The sequence below is a fragment of the Ktedonobacter robiniae genome, from assembly GCF_016587375.1.
Classification (GTDB): Bacteria; Chloroflexota; Ktedonobacteria; order Ktedonobacterales; family Ktedonobacteraceae; genus Ktedonobacter; species Ktedonobacter robiniae.
The window spans coordinates 1,266,108-1,281,601 of the sequence record NZ_BNJG01000002.1; the positions used below are offsets into that span (position 1 = coordinate 1,266,108).

20 protein-coding genes are annotated in these 15,494 nt (G+C 56.4%); 10 read left to right on the forward strand and 10 right to left on the reverse strand.

Annotation, left to right across the window (positions count from 1 at the left end; translation table 11 throughout):
• Window positions 1-98 precede the first annotated feature (98 nt).
• From JMJ04_RS26150 to JMJ04_RS26160, 3 genes are all read left to right on the forward strand, one after another.
• Window positions 99-893 carry a crotonase/enoyl-CoA hydratase family protein gene (locus tag JMJ04_RS26150; protein WP_201373357.1) on the forward strand — a complete coding sequence of 265 codons (795 nt, stop codon included), beginning with the start codon at window positions 99-101 and terminating at the stop codon, window positions 891-893.
• 162 nt (window positions 894-1,055) lie between these two features.
• Window positions 1,056-2,165 carry a DmpA family aminopeptidase gene (locus JMJ04_RS26155; protein WP_201373358.1) on the forward strand — a complete coding sequence of 370 codons (1,110 nt, stop codon included), beginning with the start codon at window positions 1,056-1,058 and terminating at the stop codon, window positions 2,163-2,165.
• Window positions 2,166-2,344: 179 nt separating this feature from the next.
• On the forward strand, window positions 2,345-2,926 hold the full coding sequence (locus JMJ04_RS26160) for a GNAT family N-acetyltransferase (RefSeq protein WP_201373359.1): 582 nt from the start codon (window positions 2,345-2,347) through the stop codon (window positions 2,924-2,926).
• A gap of 16 nt (window positions 2,927-2,942) precedes the next feature.
• Here the strand turns inward: JMJ04_RS26160 and JMJ04_RS26165 are convergent, their stop codons facing one another.
• The 7 genes from JMJ04_RS26165 to JMJ04_RS26195 all read right to left on the reverse strand — a co-directional run bounded on the left by JMJ04_RS26165 (window position 2,943) and on the right by JMJ04_RS26195 (window position 6,926).
• Window positions 2,943-3,446: a methylated-DNA--[protein]-cysteine S-methyltransferase gene (locus tag JMJ04_RS26165; protein WP_201373360.1), complete on the reverse strand. Its 504-nt coding sequence runs from the start codon at window positions 3,444-3,446 to the stop codon at window positions 2,943-2,945.
• A gap of 213 nt (window positions 3,447-3,659) precedes the next feature.
• Window positions 3,660-4,247, reverse strand: a complete 588-nt coding sequence (locus JMJ04_RS26170; RefSeq protein ID WP_201373361.1) for an O-methyltransferase — start codon at window positions 4,245-4,247, stop codon at window positions 3,660-3,662.
• Between the two features lie 125 nt (window positions 4,248-4,372).
• Window positions 4,373-4,984, reverse strand: a complete 612-nt coding sequence (locus tag JMJ04_RS26175; RefSeq protein WP_201373362.1) for a LysE family translocator — start codon at window positions 4,982-4,984, stop codon at window positions 4,373-4,375.
• A 139-nt stretch (window positions 4,985-5,123) separates the two neighbouring features.
• On the reverse strand, window positions 5,124-5,276 hold the full coding sequence (locus tag JMJ04_RS26180; RefSeq protein ID WP_201373363.1) for a hypothetical protein: 153 nt from the start codon (window positions 5,274-5,276) through the stop codon (window positions 5,124-5,126).
• Window positions 5,277-5,281: 5 nt separating this feature from the next.
• On the reverse strand, window positions 5,282-5,557 hold the full coding sequence (locus JMJ04_RS26185; protein ID WP_201373364.1) for a pyridoxamine 5'-phosphate oxidase family protein: 276 nt from the start codon (window positions 5,555-5,557) through the stop codon (window positions 5,282-5,284).
• A gap of 75 nt (window positions 5,558-5,632) precedes the next feature.
• On the reverse strand, window positions 5,633-6,277 hold the full coding sequence (locus tag JMJ04_RS26190) for a DJ-1/PfpI family protein (RefSeq protein WP_201373365.1): 645 nt from the start codon (window positions 6,275-6,277) through the stop codon (window positions 5,633-5,635).
• Between the two features lie 55 nt (window positions 6,278-6,332).
• Window positions 6,333-6,926, reverse strand: a complete 594-nt coding sequence (locus JMJ04_RS26195; protein WP_268887375.1) for a TetR/AcrR family transcriptional regulator — start codon at window positions 6,924-6,926, stop codon at window positions 6,333-6,335.
• 183 nt (window positions 6,927-7,109) lie between these two features.
• On the opposite strand from JMJ04_RS26195, the gene JMJ04_RS26200 reads away from it, so the two are divergent.
• Window positions 7,110-7,814, forward strand: a complete 705-nt coding sequence (locus JMJ04_RS26200; RefSeq protein WP_201373367.1) for an HAD family hydrolase — start codon at window positions 7,110-7,112, stop codon at window positions 7,812-7,814.
• Here JMJ04_RS26200 and JMJ04_RS26205 read toward each other — a convergent pair.
• Window positions 7,809-8,291, reverse strand: coding sequence for a GNAT family N-acetyltransferase (locus JMJ04_RS26205; protein WP_201373368.1), 483 nt, complete (start codon window positions 8,289-8,291; stop codon window positions 7,809-7,811). The genes JMJ04_RS26200 and JMJ04_RS26205 overlap by 6 nt on opposite strands.
• 404 nt (window positions 8,292-8,695) lie before the next feature.
• On the opposite strand from JMJ04_RS26205, the gene JMJ04_RS26210 reads away from it, so the two are divergent.
• From JMJ04_RS26210 to JMJ04_RS26220, 3 genes are all read left to right on the forward strand, one after another.
• Window positions 8,696-10,207, forward strand: coding sequence for a DNA-3-methyladenine glycosylase 2 (locus JMJ04_RS26210; protein WP_201373369.1), 1,512 nt, complete (start codon window positions 8,696-8,698; stop codon window positions 10,205-10,207).
• Window positions 10,208-10,235: 28 nt separating this feature from the next.
• Window positions 10,236-10,649: a hypothetical protein gene (locus tag JMJ04_RS26215; protein ID WP_201373370.1), complete on the forward strand. Its 414-nt coding sequence runs from the start codon at window positions 10,236-10,238 to the stop codon at window positions 10,647-10,649.
• A gap of 201 nt (window positions 10,650-10,850) precedes the next feature.
• A complete protein-coding gene (locus JMJ04_RS26220; protein ID WP_201373371.1) occupies window positions 10,851-11,294 on the forward strand; it encodes a peptidoglycan-binding domain-containing protein in 444 nt (147 codons plus the stop codon).
• An 83-nt stretch (window positions 11,295-11,377) separates the two neighbouring features.
• Here JMJ04_RS26220 and JMJ04_RS26225 read toward each other — a convergent pair whose 3' ends face one another.
• Window positions 11,378-11,518 carry a hypothetical protein gene (locus JMJ04_RS26225; RefSeq protein ID WP_201373372.1) on the reverse strand — a complete coding sequence of 47 codons (141 nt, stop codon included), beginning with the start codon at window positions 11,516-11,518 and terminating at the stop codon, window positions 11,378-11,380.
• A gap of 236 nt (window positions 11,519-11,754) precedes the next feature.
• Here JMJ04_RS26225 and JMJ04_RS26230 point away from each other — a divergent pair, with 236 nt between their 5' ends.
• The 3 genes from JMJ04_RS26230 (at window position 11,755) to JMJ04_RS26240 (ending at window position 13,880) form a co-directional block, all read left to right on the forward strand.
• Window positions 11,755-12,267 carry a thiamine pyrophosphate-binding protein gene (locus tag JMJ04_RS26230; RefSeq protein WP_201373373.1) on the forward strand — a complete coding sequence of 171 codons (513 nt, stop codon included), beginning with the start codon at window positions 11,755-11,757 and terminating at the stop codon, window positions 12,265-12,267.
• A 2-nt stretch (window positions 12,268-12,269) separates the two neighbouring features.
• The gene (locus JMJ04_RS26235; RefSeq protein ID WP_201373374.1) at window positions 12,270-12,848 is read left to right on the forward strand and encodes a thiamine pyrophosphate-dependent enzyme; all 579 of its coding nucleotides are present in this window, start codon (window positions 12,270-12,272) and stop codon (window positions 12,846-12,848) included.
• 447 nt (window positions 12,849-13,295) lie between these two features.
• Window positions 13,296-13,880, forward strand: coding sequence for a cyclase family protein (locus tag JMJ04_RS26240; RefSeq protein WP_236038607.1), 585 nt, complete (start codon window positions 13,296-13,298; stop codon window positions 13,878-13,880).
• Here JMJ04_RS26240 and JMJ04_RS26245 read toward each other — a convergent pair.
• A complete protein-coding gene (locus JMJ04_RS26245) occupies window positions 13,848-15,485 on the reverse strand; it encodes an FAD-dependent monooxygenase (RefSeq protein WP_201373375.1) in 1,638 nt (545 codons plus the stop codon). The genes JMJ04_RS26240 and JMJ04_RS26245 overlap by 33 nt on opposite strands.
• Window positions 15,486-15,494 lie beyond the last annotated feature (9 nt).

Here is a 15,494-nt window from a genome sequence, read left to right on the forward strand (position 1 = left end):
AAACCACTTATCTTTGCATTACCCTCTACCTTTAAGATACTCTTAGACCATGAATGAGTAGGGCCACCATATTTTTCTATCTCGAAGGAGTGTACATTATGTCATCGACACCGCCGTCAGAGCTTGTGCTCAGCGAACACCAGGGGGATGTCCTGATCGTGACGCTGAACCGTCCCCAGGTCCGCAACGCCATCAATTCCGCTACAGCGCGCCGCCTGGCCGAGATCTTTCGCGCCTTTGACGAGGATGATACGCTCTCCGTCGCGGTCCTGACGGGCGCGCAGGGAACCTTCTGCTCTGGCTTCGACCTGGCCAGCGTCTCACAGCAGAGTGACATGCCGGACCTGCTGCAAGGTGGCGATGCGCCCCTGGGTGTGACGCATATGCAGCTCAGTAAGCCAGTGATCGCAGCCGTTGAGGGCTATGCCGTCGCAGGTGGGCTGGAGATCGCCCTCTGGTGCGACTTGCGCGTGGCCGCCGAGAACGCGACCTTTGGCGTCTATAACCGCCGCTGGGGTATCCCACTCATCGATGGCGGCACCATTCGCCTGCCCCGCCTGATCGGCCAGGGTCGCGCACTCGACCTGATCCTGACCGGGCGCAGCGTCCCCGCGCAGGAAGCCCTCGCCATAGGCCTGGTAAATCGCCTCGTCCCCAACGGGCAGGCTCTTGCGCACGCGCTCGAACTCGCGCGTGAACTGGCCCGCTTGCCACAACACTGCCTGCGCTCCGACCGCCTCTCGGCCTATGAACAATGGGGCATGGAGATGCCCACCGCCCTGCAAAACGAGGCTAGACGGGGCCAGGAGGTACTCAACTCGGGCGAGGCCCTACGTGGCGCCCAGCGCTTCGCCTCAGGCCACGGGCGCCACGGAAATTTAAAAGACATATAGGGTGTGAGAGCGAGCAGGCTCTGCCTGCTCGCTCTCACACCCTATATGTCTTTTGGGTACCTTTGTGTGATATTCTTTGGGTACCTTTGTGTGCTAGCAGGGCAGGCTCCATCAGCTCTGCCAGCATATACCCTTACCATCCCAATACAGGAGTATACATATATGACACAAGCGCGTCTGCGTGACCTGGGCATTACGATTGGCAACTATCCCACGGGCACCTATAACGCCATTACCGATGTACCGGGCGTTCTGGTGGGGCATGAGACCATTATTTCCGACGAGGGCCGCACTGCCCGTACGGGTGTGACCACGATTGTGCCACGCGAGGGGGCCATCTGGAGCGATCACGCCTTCGCGGGCTACTTCAGCTTCAATGGCTGCGGCGAGATGACGGGCCTGCCCTGGGTCGCCGAGGCCGGGCTGATTCATACTCCTATCGCGATCACCAATACCAACTCGGTCGGCGTGGTGCGCGACGCCCTCTGCGCCTATCCGCTTGAGATAGCCTCTAGCTTTGAGGTTCCGCCCTCCATCGCCTCGTCCTGGTCAGGGAGCCTGCCCGTGGTAGGCGAGACCTGGGATGGCTGGCTCAATGATATCGAGGCCTTTCATGTGACGCGCGAGCATACCTTCCGCGCCCTCAAGGCCGCCCGTACAGGCGTGGTCGCCGAGGGAAACGTCGGCGGGGGCACGGGCATGATCTGCCACGAGTTCAAGGGTGGCATTGGCACCTCCTCGCGCATCATCAAATATGCTCATGCCAGTTATACTGTGGGTGTCCTGGTACAGGCCAACTATGGCAGTCGCAACCTGCTCTCCATCGGCGGCGTTCCCGTGGGCCGCGAGCTCGACTTCTCACAGATCGCCAGTCCCTGGATCGAGCCGCCCAAGGGAGGGTCTATCATCGTCGTTGTTGCCACCGATGCCCCACTCATCCCGGTACAGTGCCAGCGCCTAGCACGCCGCGCAACCGTGGGACTGGCGCGTGTGGGTGGCGTGGGTAGCAATGGCAGCGGCGATATCTTTATCGCCTTCGCCACGGGCAACCACCTCCCGGTCGGCTCACAGACTCCCATCGACCTCCAGATGCTGCCCCATGACCACATGGACCCCATTATCGAGGCCGTCGCCGAGGCCACCGAGGAATCCATCCTTAACGCTCTCACCGCCGCCGACACCATGGTCGGCTATAAGGGCCGCACCGTCTATGGCCTCCCCCTCGACGAGGTCACCCGCGTCATGCGTAAGTATCGCCAGGCATCAATATAAGAAAGGGAGGGTGTGCATGGCAAACGGCAGAGCCGTTTGCCATGCACACCCTCCCTTTCTTTTGCTCAAGATCACTTTTTGTTGTATCCTAACACATGTATAGTATATGTAATTAATAGTTCAGTGATCTTTACAATTCTAAATAAAGTAGAGATTATGATCTCAAGGAGTGTTTCACTATGCCTTTGGGAACCTGGTGGCGTGGAGATAACCTTCCACAACTCCCCCCTTTACCATCCTTTTCTGCGCGCACCAGCACAGATACCTCTCTCATCACTGGGATAACTGAGCTTTCTACGCAGGAGGTTAAAAAGCGCCTCGGCGAGGAGAATCTCTTCTACATCGCCTACATGGAAGAGACACCCACCTCCTATGGCTGGGTCGCGACACGTGAAGGCTACATTCTCGAATTTCAACTCTTCTTCCCCATTCACGCCAATGAGCGCTACCTGTGGGACTTCAGGACACTTCCCGAATGGCGTGGACTCGGCATCTATCCCCATCTCTTACAGGGCATTATGCGCCAGGAACCCGCCCAGGTGGAACGCTTCTGGATTGGCTATGCCCCTGGTAATGAAGCCTCCAGGCGCGGCATTAGCAAAGCCGGCTTCCACTTTGTGGGCGAGTTCGCCTTTGATGGCGCGCATAAACTCAGCTTTGAGACCTTTGATATGAGCGAGCGCTCCCTGGCTGGGGCCGCTTTCTATCAGCTTCCCATCCTCGTCCAGAAACCCTCCGAGCAAGATGTCCAGGGCGCCTGACGCGTTTATGGATCGCCTATGAGGTTTGTGATTCGTGGTTTAACAGCCAGCGTTTCCGTTCCAGCCCACCCGCGTACCCGGTGAGAGAGGCGTCCGCCCCGACGACGCGGTGACATGGCAAGACGATTGCCACCGGGTTCAACCCATTGGTGCGTCCCACCGCCCGGGACGCCGTTGGCCTCCCTAGCTTGCTCGCCAGTGCACCATAGCTCAGCGTCTGCCCTGGCGGGATAGAGCGCAGTGCCTGCCAGACCTCCTGCTGGAAAGGCGTCCCGCCCGTATTTACAGGTATCTCATCCAGGCTATGATAATCGCCCTCCAGGTAACGGCGCACCCGGCTGCTAAAGCCACAAGGATCCGCCTGTGGCTCCAGGCTCACCGGCCCATACCTCCGCTCCAGCAGCAGTAGCATACGCTGCTCATAGTCCGCGTAGTCCAGCGAACAGAGCCGCCCCTCATCCTCCACCAGCACAATCGTACCAACCGGCGATTCCAAACTATCCACATGTAAGCGCTTCATAAGTCGTTTCCCATCCTTTCGCAACAAGAACTACGGTTATGATAGCGCATACCCTGGACCCTCGCTGGCGGTTTTCGGACACGCACATTGTAGGATCCATGCTGGCATGGACTCCGAGGCCCGCAGGCCGATACCCAACCGTGGGGGAAATCGCTTCGCTCAGAGTCATGCCAGCATGGACCCTACAGGCACTTTCGTTCGTGGGAGTAGTCTTCAGGCCGACCTGTACGCTACGCTCAGGCCCTTGCCAATGGGAATAACCAGCTTCTCAAACTGTGGGAGTTCATCGAGGGTCTTCAAGTAGCCAGTAATCTCGTCGGGATGCGAAATGACATTATCGGCCAGGAGGAAGACATCGGGAGCCAGTTTGGGGAGCAGCAGCCCGACCTGCGCGGGCGCGCTATAGCGGTCGGCATCGAAGAAAACACAATCCAGTGGGCCGGATAGGTTGGCGATAATCTCTGTGGCATCGCCACACTTGAGGTCGACAAGCTCGCGCAGGCCAGCCTGGCGCAGGTTGGCGTCTGCCAGTTCATGCTTATGCGGATCGCGATCAATGCTCACCACGTGACCGCCATGCTCTGAGGCCGCCCAGGCCAGCCAGGTCGTACTATAGCCATTCGAGGTGCCAATTTCCAGAATATGCTTGCGCCGCGTGCTACGCAATAAGATATGGAGGAACTGAGCCGTCTCTGGCTCCAGATTGAGCATCTTCTGGCCGCGCTCTTGCACGTGGGCATCGTTCGCCTGCCCCTGCGCATACAGTTCTTCCAGGAACGCTTGAACATCAATATTACCCATACATCGCTCCTTTTTTCTTCCCAGTGTAGCACACACTCAGGGTAAGGTATGTGAGAGTACGGCAAGTTTTCTTTCCGATCACGCTATTCACGCGTATTCTGAGAAATGTCAAAAACTGGAGTGAATTATCTTTCCGTGAATACCAGCTTGACCGCTAGTGCGCCAAAGGCAGCAGCAAAACTGCGTCGCAGCCAGAGCATAACGCGTGGACGCGTAAGCACATGATCGCGCATGGCAGAGGCAAAAATGCCGTAAGCTGAGAAGATCACAAACGTCACCAGCATAAATACCCCCGATAACTCTATCATGCGCAAAAGCGGCTGTGTTTCCTGCGCATTGACAAACTGGGGCAGGAACGCCACAAAAAAGATAGAGAGTTTGGGGTTGAGGATATTGATGAGAATGCCTTCAACGATAATGCGTAGGTGAGACCGCTTGACCTCTTTGCGATCAACCTGCAATGCACCTTTTTCCTGCAGTGAACGCCACGCCATAAAGAGCAGGTAGGCTACGCCAACGTATTTGACCGCATTGAATGCAAGGGCACTGGTATGCAGGATAGCCCCAAGCCCGAGTAGTGCTGCAGCCAAGTGCGGCACGATGCCGAGCGTACAGGCAAAGGCCGCTACGATGCTGGCACGAGCACCACGCGAAAGCCCGGCAGTGATGGTATAAACTGCTCCGGTTCCTGGTGATGCAACAACAATCAGGGTAGTGATGAAAAACGCGATGGTCATCTGCGCTCCCTTTTTAGATGATTAACAACTCAGATGGGGAAGAACGGTGGGAGGCGAGCAACATTGAGCCTTTAACTTCTTCCACACTTCTTCCCCTTTCCTTAAGCATTTTGGTTTTTGCAAAAAATCACGATGAAGATCATCGAACAAAGTTGGCGAGGTCGGCAAAATCCCAGGCACGCAGTGTTCCCGGCTCCAAACGGATATGCACATGTGGTGCTCTCGCCAGTTCCTGCAAAAAGGGTGCAACATACTCCGGCAGCACATAGCGCTGCAATATTCTCTTATACACCTCTTCTATACCATCACTTGTGACATACGCAATACCCCGCACTTCAATTCCGCGGTTGCGACCTCCATTCTCGGCAACGACGATACTCGCTCGGGGTCAGACTGCAAATTACGGTGCTTGGCATCATGGGCCTGAACGACCACATTAAATCCTCCATCCAGCCATTCATACCAGACGGGAGAGAGCAATACTTCACCCTGAGAGCGATACGTGGCTAAGACCCCATTTAAAGGCTGTTCAAGCAGATCATCTAAATCTGCCACGTGCAGATTCTTCCGCATACCCTGATTTCTCCTGTTCAGCAATGATGAATCAGACGGGGAGACAGTCCCTCCCTTTCCTCCATGTATCCTCTCTCATTCGTGGGGCAAAGATGTTTGGAAATCAATGCCTCTGGCGACTGCTTGAGCCATTTCTTCTCCTAAGAGACGCTCAACCACATGCAACGCCATATTGAAACCCGCCGTTACCCCTGCCGATGTGATAATGGTTCCTTCATCCACAAACTTTCCTGTGCGTTGGACCTGGATCTGAGGAAACTGCTGTTCAAAGAGATCGAGCGCGGCCCAATGGGTTGTGGCTCGCTTCCCATTGAGGAGTCCTGTCTGGGCGAGTAAAAAGGCTCCCGAGCAGACAGAGGTCATAAGGGTGCTCTGAGAGGCCGAACGGGCGATCCACTGGATAATCTCATCCTGGGCACGCACATGAGCAATGATGCCAAGATTCCCGCCAGGGACGACCACGATGTCAAAAGCAGGGGACTGTTCAAACGAATAATCAGGCTCAAGGCGAAGCCCATTACTGGCTTTGAGTTGTTGCCCGCTCTGGGAAACCGTTCTGACAACAAATGGGTGATTCTCAGGAGTATCCTGTCCTGATAGCGTTTTTCGGAGGTCATGCATGGTATAGCCTGCGTTATAAAAAACTTCATAAGGTCCGGCTATATCTGTCAGATCGACGTGCTCAAACAGCAGAATACCCACTGTCCACTGGTGTTTCATAGCAGATGTTCTCCTTCTAAATACGAACGTTCGTATTTATTTCAAGGCAAAAAAATTAGCTCGCAGATCGTTGAAACAGATCAACCATCGCCTTCTTTGCTATAGCTATCATCTCTGTGTCGCGCCCTAATCCTCGCCATGCCAGCGTTGAGAACTGGATGCCAAGGAACTCAAAGGCGAATTGATGGATCTCCAGATCCGATCGGAAGTGGCCCCGCGCCACAGCATCACGAGCGCACCGCTCAACCAGCTCGATGAAGCGATTGTATTGCCGCCTGACCGCTTCGCGGACTTCATTGTTCTCCAGATCGTCTACCTCAAGCAGCGCGTTGGTAAAAAAGCATCCTCCTTCAAAGGTTCTTGCCACAAGATACTCAAACCAGGCATCACTGAGAGCCTGGAGTTGCGGCAAGCCAGATGCTTTTTCAAGCGCGGGCACGGTCACGACCTGTTGGAAGATCTGTGCAGCCCTCCCAACAGCCGCTACTTGCAGATTGATTTTTGATGGGAAATGAGCACAGACCCCTCCCTTCGAGAGGGAGAGCGCCTCCGCCAGCCGCCCAATTGTTAACCCATTCAAGCCTTGCACGGATGCCATTTGAACCGCGCGCTCTAAAATGAGCTCTTTGGAATTTTCGCGATGACTCATGTGTCTAGTATAAAATACGATCGTATTTCATATCAAGGGCAAATTCTAGCATGGGCTTGCCTCTGTGACTGAGTATCTCTAACTCGTTCCGAATGCTCTCTGCGAGCTTTTCGATCTTCTTATTTGAAGGTGCCTTATGCTATACTTTTGAAAAACACAACAATTCTAGCAGAAAGGACCAGAATGCCGAACACCATACGTGCGCTTCTCTTCGACCTCGACGATACCCTGTACAGCAGAAATGCAGCTTTCCGCAGGTGGGCGCAGGAGTTTGTACACAATGACCTCGGGCTGGCGGAGGATGACCAACGTTGCCAGGAGGCTGTCGAGCACATCATTGACCTGGACGAATGGGGGTACAGTCCTCGCGAAATGCTCTTCCGCAAAATAAAGGAGGCCCACCACCCGATACTCCAAAAGAGCGTAGACCAGTTGATTGAGACCTACAATCATCAGTTTCTCGACCACATACGCCTGGAGGAGGAGACACAGCGCCTTCTCACTGCTCTGAAAGGTGCTGGCTTGCCTTTTGGCATTATTACCAATGGGGCGATATCCCGTCAACTCCACAGGATACGCGTTCTAGGTCTCGATAAATTGACCTCCTGCATCTTCATCTCCGAACGTTTTGGATGCGAAAAGCCTGATTCCGCCATTTTTCTGGCTGCCGCAGCCTGCCTGGGCTATGAACCAGACGATATTCTCTTCATTGGCGACCATCCACAGAAAGATATCTGGGGCGCACGACGGGTGAGGATGCATACCGCCTGGTTACACCATCAGCGCGAATGGCCCGCTGAACTAATGGAGACACCACCGGATTACAGTATCGGCTCCCTGGGTGAATTATGTGCCTTGTTGACCCCCAACTCAACTTCTTCGCTATAGATACAGATTATATGAATAGAACTCTTCGTCTCTCTGCCATCCTGCAACCTCGTAGAGAGTTTGCGCACTGCTATTATTGACGGCTGTTGTTAAGGTTAAGCCTCTGGCCTGGGTTTCTACGGCAAATTCTCTTGCACGGTCTAAGAGGGCCTTGCCGACGCCAGAACGTCTTGCTTCCAGTATGACAAAAAGATCGTTTAATATCCACAGAGGTTTCAGTGAGACCGAGGAGAAGGAGGGGTACAGTTGCGTAAATCCATACGCCTGCCGTACTCCATTTTCGTCACTTTTGAGGGACAGGGCGAGGAAGATCACTGAACTGTTTTCCTGCAGTCGCGCAGTGAGAAAGTTTTGCGCGGCTACTAAGTCTGTTGCTTGCTGATAAAACTGGCGATATGCGTCGAAGAGCGGTGTAATGAGTGCTACATGTTCTATTGTTGCCCTGGTAATCTCAAAGGTAGATTTGCGCGTATTCATAACTTGTCTCTCTGGCCTTTCCAATACTAATTGCGGAACTGACAATTGATGGTAAATGGCATCGAGCAGTTACGCTCTCTCTTACAATTTGTCCAGCTATCTTAGTCAGAAGATGGTCTGCTTGCAAGGGCCACTTTGAGATATATTGAACATACCAATTGAGATGAGCGCTATTATTTTGTCGTTTTAAAGAAAAAAGTATAAACGAGCACTTATCTGGCACACCCGGTATGTGATGAGCAAAGTTGGTGAGCATCTGCCCGCCAACTTTACTCATCTTTAATGTTCATGTCCGAAAACCGCTAGCCAGAACCTCCCTGGTGGCGTATGATAGTCACACAAAGGAACCAGGCCCAGGTGTTCCGCGTGTGTCGTAGTCTCATCATGCCAAAGGAAAATATGCTATGGAAGCCTCCACCAGTCTGCATACCGACTTCGATCTCTGTTACCGCGCGGTCTGTAGCCGCGATCCCCGCTTCGACGGGCGCTTCTATACGGCGGTGACCTCGACGGGCATCTATTGCCGTCCCATCTGCCCGGCGCGTACACCTCAGGCCCGCAACATACGCTTCTTCTCCTCCGCAGCGGCCGCGGAGGCGGCGGGCTTTCGCGCCTGCCGCCGCTGTCATCCAGAGTCCAGCCCCGGATCCTCGGACTGGAATGTGCGCGCCGATCTCGTGGCGCGGGCCTTGCGCTTGATCGCCGCTGGCCTGGTGGATAGCGAGGGCGTATCCGGGCTGGCGCAGCGCCTGGCTGTTAGCGAGCGCCATATTCATCGCGAGCTGACCGCCGAGGTCGGAGTGGGTCCGCTGGCCCTGGCACGCAGTCGCCGTGCCCAGGTCGCGCGCCTGCTCATAGACCAGACCGACCTGCCCCTGACCGAGATCGCCTTTAGCTCGGGATTCGCCAGCATCCGCCAGTTCAATGAAACTATGCAACAGCTTTTTGGCTGCGCGCCCTCGGAGTTTCGCCGCCGCCAGATCTCAGAGGGGAATGGCGCAGGCAAACTGGCACTCCGCCTGCAATATCGCCCACCCTACGCCTTTGGTCCGCTGCTGACCTACCTGGAGAGGCGCGCCCTACCAGGTGTCGAAGAGATCGTCAATGGTGTCTACCGCCGCACCATCCACCTTGCACGCTCTCAGGGCCTCCTCGAACTGGAGCCCCAGCCCGCCATACACGCGGTCGCGGTACGCCTCTCGCTGGACAATCTTAATGATGTAAGCACCATCGTCCAGCGCTGTCGCAACCTCTTCGACCTGGACGCTGATCCCAACGCCATCATGCAAATGCTAGAAGCAGATCCCCTGCTCGCGCCACTCGTCGTTGCCCTGCCCGGCCTGAGAATTCCCGGCGCCTTCGATGGCTTTGAGCTGGCGGTACGCGCCATTCTTGGGCAGCAGGTCTCGGTCGCAGGCGCACGCACGCTAGCGGCCCGCGTAGCCCGCGCCACCGGTGAGCCGCTCGCCCAGCCAGATGGCACGCTCACACACTACTTCCCCACGCCCGCCCAGCTTATAGAAGGCAGCCTTGATGGCCTGGGCATCACCACCTCACGCATAAAAGCCATCAAGGAGCTGGCGCGTAGCGTAGACGCGGGCGAGATCGTCCTCGACCGTGGCGCCGACCGCGCAGAGACCGTTGCTCGCCTCCAGGGCCTTCCCGGCGTTGGCCCCTGGACCGCCAGTTACATTGCCATGCGAGCCCTGGGCGATCCCGACGCCTTCCCCGTCACCGACCTGGGCCTGCGCCGCGCCTTCGAGCAACATAACCTGCCCGCCAGCCCCAAGCATATCGCGGCCCATGCCGAGGCCTGGCGTCCCTGGCGCGCCTACGCCACCCACTACCTCTGGCACAACCTCGCCTCCTCGAATAAGAGCAAGATAGGAGAAGTTTTTCCCGATGTGAGTGAGTAAGCTTGATATATATGCAAAGCAAAAAAATTTGAAAACGGGAGGCGTACCCGAGTCCCTCCCCAACACAGCCCCTGGACGGGACGAGATCATCTCCGGGCTAGAGCAGGCGACCTTGCTAATAGAGAACGGCACAACTCGCAGACGTGGGCAACGTGGCAGCCTTCGTAGCTTCAGACCAGGCTCGCACCATGACCGCCTCCACCGTGAATATCTCCTGTGGCGCGCTTATGGACTACTAAGCCACAAGAGACACGATCCGACTCTTTCTTTGCATTTACGAAGCGCTCGGCTGAGCTGCGAAGGAGCGCGCATAGGCAAACGCCGCGTGGAGGACCGCCTGCTCATAGAGGTCTACGAGGAGTTTGGCCTGGTCGATATCCTGAGGAACAACGTTGGCATTTACACCTCTATTTCAATCGCAGTCTGGCTTATTACAAAATAAAAAAACTTCTCTCGCGCTATTGCTCTTCACTTCACGCATAACAATACAAATAAAGTAAACACGTCAAAATGATCGTAGAGGATAAACTGATCGGAAAGTGTCCGGTGCCTGTCCTGGGAAATGGTCATCTTTTCTTCTATACTTTCGATTGTAAGAGATCGTTTAACCAATCTGATGTTTCACAGTCAAGGAGAAAATACCATGCGAAAAGCATTGAAAATGGTGGTGTGCGGTGCACTTCTTCTGGCGGCACTGTTCTCATTGAGTGCCTTTACCTCTGCACCTTCAGCACATGCAGCAACCCTGGGCATGAATCCTCATACCACGCCAACAGGGACAACGGCGCATGTTGTATCTTATGCAAGCATTCCGCCTGATGGACCAAATTGTCCAAGAACAGTCCAAAAAGGTGATAGAGGATCAGCTGTGAAGCTCGCGCAACAATCCGTGAATTGGTTCTATAACCATACAAACCTTAGAAGCTTAGTCCGTGGTAAGGGTATTCTTCCTATTGCGGAAGATGGGATTTTCGGTCAACGTACAAAAGACGCTATAATGGCTTTCCAAGAATGGGATTATCCTGCTGCTGGTTCTATCGATGGCATTGTTGGACCAACGACCTGGCATGCTCTCTACCACTGCTAATACTTCGCTGACGACTGTCATGGGTCTCTAGATCTGAGGCAATCGGGATGATGTGAGCGCCTTCCTAGGCACAAGGAAAGCGCTCACATCATCCTGGATTCATACACGGCTGACAATTTCAATTGAAGGATACTGTTTGAGCCAGGCGGACACCTGGGCTGCATCCCGATCAGGTAGGACATCGAGTCGGCGATGTCATTCAAGGTCGCAAATGATTGCGCCATATCGGTGTCCATGGCGCCATGCCCAATCATCTAAACTCACGACGCGAGGCGGCTCAATAGGATCGTCGTTGACGGAGGCGGCACGCCGTCTAAGCGCCACGAAAGGTGCGGGGGCGACGCATGGATGATATACGATTTCACCCATGGGCCGCCCCCGCCCTTGCTATTCAAGGTCGTGTATAATTGGAGAGAACTGTTGTTATTTCTCGCTATGTGCCTCATCCTGGAGGGAAGGTATGCCTGTCTCGGTGACTCATTCCAGGCTGATCTATGACGCGCTTAAAGCCTGCGATGTCAAAATTATTTCGGCCCTGCCCGAAACCTGGCTCGTACACCTCATTCAGATGGCCGATGATGACCCCGAAGTGACGCTGGTACGCGTCGCCAAGGAGGAGGAGGCGATTGGCATCTCCGCCGGCGCGCACATAGCGGGCGTCAATTCGGCGCTCCTGATGCAGAATCACGGCTTCTTCGCCGCCATCAATCCCATCGTCTCCCTTGCTCAGTTGTACAAGATCCCGCTTTTGATGCTTATCAGTTACAGAGGATCCTTCGGTGAGCGTGATCCCTGGCAGACCCAGGGCGGGCTGGCTACCGAGCCGCTCTTGCGCGCCCTGAATATCCCCACTACCCAACTGCGTCATCCCGAGGATGTGCCGCGCTGTATCAAAGAGGCTCAGACCCTCGCCCTGGCTTCGCTGCACCCGGTCGCTGTCCTGCTCTCGCGCGAGCTTATGTGGGAGGATTAGCCATGTTACGCATCGACGCGCTTAAAGCAATTTATCCCGAGTTGGAGCGCTGCATAGTCGTCACGATCATGGGCGCGGTCGCCGCCGAGCTCTACTCGCTTGGTCATCGCCACAACTTCTTCTACCTGGAGCACGCTATGGGGCTGGCCTCCTCGATGGGTCTGGGCATCGCGCTCTCCCTACCAGAACACCCGGTGGTGGTACTGGATGGCGATGGCTCGCTCCTGATGAACCTGGGGACTCTGAGCACGATGGCTCGCTATCAACCAGGCAACCTGCTCCATATCGTCTTCGATAACGAGAGCCTGCTATCGGTCGGCGGCTTCCCCACAGCGACGGCGGTCCATACAGACCTCGCGGGTATCGCGCAGGCCTCCGGCATTCCCAGGGTCGCACGCGCCAACACGCCCGAGGAGCTTCATGCCTGTGTGCGCGAGGCCCTGGCCAGCCACACCCTTACCACCTGCGTCTCTAAAGTCGAGGCCATCGGCCCCAAGACCTTCGCCATGGACCTGCCCCTGCTGGAGAACCGCTTCCAGTTCAAGCGCTACCTGGAGACCCTGCGCCAGCCAGGGCGCTAAATGACTCCAGAGGTTGGTAGGGACCAGCTTTAGCGCGTCCGAACGCCATTTATAGCAGTGCGGCGCTAGCCTGATTGTTGCCAGATCGCAAGGTAAACTATCCCAAGACAGGTCGAAGCAAAAACGTTTTGGGCTAACGCCGAAGTGCGATGAATCGCCTTCGGGCGCGCTGAAGCTGGTCCCTACGGGCTTCTGGATCCGTTCCGCTCAAACATTCACACAGATGGAGGTTACAATTATGGCAACTCCCGACAACGCTATTTTACTGCAACTAGTACAGGAACTAGCCAGTGGTCGCCTGCGCGTTATTGATCTCACTACGCCACTGGGCCCGATACCCCTGTCATTGATCTGCCGCCCCAGTTCGCGCCCTCGCCCGGCCTGACCCTCGCCGAGATTTCGCGCTATGACGAGCGCGGCCCCGCCTGGTACTGGAACATCCTCAACCTGGGCGAGCATACTGGAACGCACTTCGATGCCCCGGTCCACTGGATCACAGGCAAGGACCTCCCCAATAACACGACCGATACCATTGAGCCACGCAACTTTGTCGCGCCAGCCTGTGTCATTGATGCTACCAGGCAGGTCAGCCAGAGCCCCGATTTCTTGCTCAGCATTGAAGATGTACAGCGCTGGGAAGAGCAACATGGGCGCATCCCCACAGGCTCCTGGCTCCTCTACCATACCGGCTGGAGCCATCGCCACGGGCGTGAGGCCTTCCTCAACGAGCGCGAGGACGGCGCGCACTCGCCTGGGGTACACAAGAACTGTATCCAGTTCCTCATTCAGGAGCGCGGCATCCTCGGCCTGGGCGTGGAGACGGTCGGCACCGACGCGGGCCAGGCGGGAGGCTTCGATCCCCCCTTCCCCTCACATACCTTCCTGCATGGTGCAGGCAGGTTTGGCCTGACCAGCCTCATCAACCTGGACCAGCTCCCACCCACGGGCGCCATCGTGCTCGCCGCCCCACTCAAGATCGTCAACGGCTCCGGCAGTCCTCTACGCGTCCTCGCCATCGCGCCCGGCAAGTAGCGCCCTGCACACCTGCTTAAGTTCGCCGCTCTGCTCCTGGGCACGCCAGGCGATGTAGCCGTCGGGGCGGACCAGGAGCGCGCCGCTGGGCGAGATGCCAGCCAGGGCGGGCCAGCGATTCTCGGCATCGAGGAGGTCGCCATCCGCGCCTATACGGTAGGTCTGGATATCGAGATTCAGGTCTTGCGCGATCTCCTGAGCCGCCTCGTGCCATTTGTAACCCTCGGGGCCAGCCAGGAGCACAAAGCCTGTGCCACAGAGGTCAAGCGTCGAGATGGCCTGGCCCTGGCGCTCTACCCAGAGGTGAGGGACACGCGTGCCGGGTCGCCCGTCCAGGTCCAGGTCGCTGCTGATGGGTGCCTGGTCGGGAATGATAGCCTGAGAAGGCTCGCCATAGCTGTAGTAGCCCAGGATACGAGTGAAGCGATTGGCGATGTCACCGGGCACCCCCTGCTTATTCATGGACATCAGGCCGGAATCATCAGCTGCCGCGGCCGACTCCGCCGCCGCGAGGTAGTCGACCGGGTGGCGCTCAGCATTATAGCTCACGAGCAGGTCGGGGTCAGCCACCCCTTTGAGAACAAGTCCTAGCTTCCAGATCAGGTTATTGACATCGGCGATGCCGCTATTGGCGCCTTGCCCACCCCAGGGAGGCATCTGGTGCGCGGCATCCCCGGCGAAGAAGACACGCCCATGCTGAAAATTGTCCATTACGCGCATGGCCGATTCCCAGGGCATGATGCTCTTGACCTCAATCTCGATATCTGGTAGCCCCAGGGCAATACGCACCAGCTCCTTGCAGCGCTCGGGCGTAAACTGCTCGGCACTCATGCCCTGGCCTGGATCATAGCCAATGTGGAAGACCCAGGCGTCCGACAGGTTGATCGAGGTAAAGAGGCCATGCACCAGGGGATTATTGATGGTGCAGAGGCTAAACTCGCGCTCATGCACCAGCTCACGCAGGTCTGCCTTGAATAGAACGTTGATCAGGTGTCCCAGCGAGCCTTTCCCACTTACTGAGCAACCAAGCTTCTGACGAATTGGGCTATTGGCCCCATCCGCAGCGATCATATAATCGGCCTGCACAGTGCTCTCTTGCCCGGTCGAGCGGTCGCGGATCGTGGCCGTGACTCCCTCCTCATTCTGCGTAAAGGAGGTTAGCTCTGTGAAGAAGCGCAGATCGCCTCCCCGCTGGCGGGCACTCGCCAGCAGAACCGGCTCAAGCTCGTCCTGGGTGACGCGTGTGCCTGCGGTAGGGCTGACCTCGCCCAGTGAGCCAACCATGCCACCAAAGGCAGCGCGAGCCTTAGGCGCCTGAAAGCCGTCCAGGGCCTCGACCAGGGTTGAACCATTCAAGATACCCATGGCGGGCGCCAGTGAGGCGCCCGCCTCGCGTACCGCCTCCTCCAGGCCCAGGGTTCGATACAGCTCCATCGTGCGGTTATTGACTCCACGCGCGCGAGGATGGATCGAGGTGCCACTATGGCGCTCCACCAGGAGGAAGGGAATATCCTGCTGCAACAGGAACAGCGACGCGGAGAGTCCCACGATGCCACCGCCCACGATCAAGACTGGAACCCGGAGGGTTGTGTTATTGTTATTCATGGTTTTGCT

Excerpts from the sequence above, each read along its gene's own strand:
- JMJ04_RS26205 (WP_201373368.1), bottom strand. The coding sequence starts at position 8,291 with ATGAATACGCGCAAATCTACCTTTGAGATTACCAGGGCAACAATAGAA.
- JMJ04_RS26160 (WP_201373359.1), top strand. The coding sequence starts at position 2,345 with ATGCCTTTGGGAACCTGGTGGCGTGGAGATAACCTTCCACAACTCCCC.
- JMJ04_RS26155 (WP_201373358.1), top strand. The coding sequence starts at position 1,056 with ATGACACAAGCGCGTCTGCGTGACCTGGGCATTACGATTGGCAACTAT.
- JMJ04_RS26220 (WP_201373371.1), top strand. The coding sequence starts at position 10,851 with ATGCGAAAAGCATTGAAAATGGTGGTGTGCGGTGCACTTCTTCTGGCG.
- JMJ04_RS26150 (WP_201373357.1), top strand. The coding sequence starts at position 99 with ATGTCATCGACACCGCCGTCAGAGCTTGTGCTCAGCGAACACCAGGGG.
- JMJ04_RS26175 (WP_201373362.1), bottom strand. The coding sequence starts at position 4,984 with ATGACCATCGCGTTTTTCATCACTACCCTGATTGTTGTTGCATCACCA.
- JMJ04_RS26185 (WP_201373364.1), bottom strand. The coding sequence starts at position 5,557 with ATGCGGAAGAATCTGCACGTGGCAGATTTAGATGATCTGCTTGAACAG.
- JMJ04_RS26225 (WP_201373372.1), bottom strand. The coding sequence starts at position 11,518 with ATGGCGCAATCATTTGCGACCTTGAATGACATCGCCGACTCGATGTCC.
- JMJ04_RS26210 (WP_201373369.1), top strand. The coding sequence starts at position 8,696 with ATGGAAGCCTCCACCAGTCTGCATACCGACTTCGATCTCTGTTACCGC.
- JMJ04_RS26195 (WP_268887375.1), bottom strand. The coding sequence starts at position 6,926 with ATGAGTCATCGCGAAAATTCCAAAGAGCTCATTTTAGAGCGCGCGGTT.
- JMJ04_RS26245 (WP_201373375.1), bottom strand. The coding sequence starts at position 15,485 with ATGAATAACAATAACACAACCCTCCGGGTTCCAGTCTTGATCGTGGGC.
- JMJ04_RS26170 (WP_201373361.1), bottom strand. The coding sequence starts at position 4,247 with ATGGGTAATATTGATGTTCAAGCGTTCCTGGAAGAACTGTATGCGCAG.
- JMJ04_RS26200 (WP_201373367.1), top strand. The coding sequence starts at position 7,110 with ATGCCGAACACCATACGTGCGCTTCTCTTCGACCTCGACGATACCCTG.
- JMJ04_RS26235 (WP_201373374.1), top strand. The coding sequence starts at position 12,270 with ATGTTACGCATCGACGCGCTTAAAGCAATTTATCCCGAGTTGGAGCGC.
- JMJ04_RS26230 (WP_201373373.1), top strand. The coding sequence starts at position 11,755 with ATGCCTGTCTCGGTGACTCATTCCAGGCTGATCTATGACGCGCTTAAA.
- JMJ04_RS26190 (WP_201373365.1), bottom strand. The coding sequence starts at position 6,277 with ATGAAACACCAGTGGACAGTGGGTATTCTGCTGTTTGAGCACGTCGAT.
- JMJ04_RS26165 (WP_201373360.1), bottom strand. The coding sequence starts at position 3,446 with ATGAAGCGCTTACATGTGGATAGTTTGGAATCGCCGGTTGGTACGATT.